This window comes from Bacillus sp. 05T31, from assembly GCF_056396725.1.
On record NZ_JBFTMA010000927.1, the window covers coordinates 1 to 1,332 of the forward strand.

Here is a 1,332-nt window from a genome sequence, read left to right on the forward strand (position 1 = left end):
ACTTTATATATAAATAATATAACAGGAGGTCATGAAAACATGGCACATTTAGAGAAAAGTTTAAAATTGAAAGAATTATTTTATCAACAAATCAAAACAGAAGAAAGAAGCCTTCCGGTCCTGGAAAAGCTAAAATTAGCGGAAGAGTGTCAAAGAAACGTTACGTCACGTGATGAATATGACCACATTACAAAGATTGTTGAAAAACTAAAAAAAGAGTATGCAGCCGAAAGGAAATTCGGTTACACGCCAACGGTTATTTTTAGCGAAGAAGACAAAGCCCAGGCGGCGAAAGTGATTAAGAAAGATATCAAAGAAATGGACAAACGTTATATCGAGTTACGCAAACGAAAAGATGACTTAGAAATGTCTATTGCAGATGAAGTTGCCGCTATTAATGTAGAACTAAATGAAATGCATGAAGCTCACAGAAAGTTAATGCATTGTAACGAGACTTACGGAGGATATTACTGTGAACTATATGAAATGGTTACATCTACAAAATCGGAGGTATTACGATAATGATTACAATATATGAAAAAATTCTATCGGCACGAGAAAGAAAACATGCTTATCATACTTATGATATTGAACTAACGCCGCTAACAGATGCAGGGAAAGTATTATTCGGTCGTATGGACTTATTAAAGGGAGAAATGGATGGACAAGTTAAAAACTGGTTAAAGAATGCTTTATCACGTAACAAAGGCAACTTCAAACCTAATGACAAATATACTTTTTACTATGATGATCTGAATGAATCAGAAGATCAGCGAGTAAATGAAGTGTTACGTTATGTAGAAAACAAGATTTATAGAAAATGGGAAACAAGTACAAAATGGGGTAATTTAAAATCTCCTATACTTGGAGTCGACTATTCAGTGAAGATTGAAAAGAGAGTTGATGTCATGGACACGCCGAAAAATGGTGGCAAACAAAAAGTGCTTAAAAATCCAGCGATTGAAATTGAGGGAAAAGAAGTAAACGAAACGTTAGTTATTGAAGGTTAACACTTGAGCCCTTTTATTTAGGATTCCTTTCCATTTGTGGCGGAAAAATAATAAAAATTAGAAAAATAGCTTTTCAGTTTGTTATATATGCTATTTTGCGTAACTGTCTAATGGATTTATACCTAAACGACGAATAACCTGAAATAAAGAGAGATAAGCGCGTTAGGRAGAAAGTTACTAAGGAAGCAATTGCAGCTGAAATAATAAGAGAGGTAACAGAAGATGAAAACTAAATTAATTCTAGATGTTAATAAAACACAACACGCTCAACTCAATTCTATTGTCACTGGTAGGGTAGGAGATAAAGCGAGTAATACTGTTG

At 33.8% G+C, this 1,332-nt stretch carries 2 protein-coding genes; both read left to right on the forward strand.

What is annotated here, in order from left to right; translation table 11 throughout:
- Positions 1-39: 39 nt before the first annotated feature.
- A complete protein-coding gene (locus tag AC1DJR_RS29960) occupies positions 40-522 on the forward strand; it encodes a DNA repair protein Rad50 (protein ID WP_477004255.1) in 483 nt (160 codons plus the stop codon).
- Positions 522-1,010: a hypothetical protein gene (locus tag AC1DJR_RS29965; RefSeq protein WP_477004254.1), complete on the forward strand. Its 489-nt coding sequence runs from the start codon at positions 522-524 to the stop codon at positions 1,008-1,010. Before AC1DJR_RS29960 ends, AC1DJR_RS29965 begins: the two co-directional genes overlap by 1 nt.
- Positions 1,011-1,332: the final 322 nt, after the last annotated feature.

Coding starts and splice junctions, on each gene's coding strand:
- AC1DJR_RS29960 (WP_477004255.1), top strand. CDS start 40: ATGGCACATTTAGAGAAAAGTTTAAAATTGAAAGAATTATTTTATCAA.
- AC1DJR_RS29965 (WP_477004254.1), top strand. CDS start 522: ATGATTACAATATATGAAAAAATTCTATCGGCACGAGAAAGAAAACAT.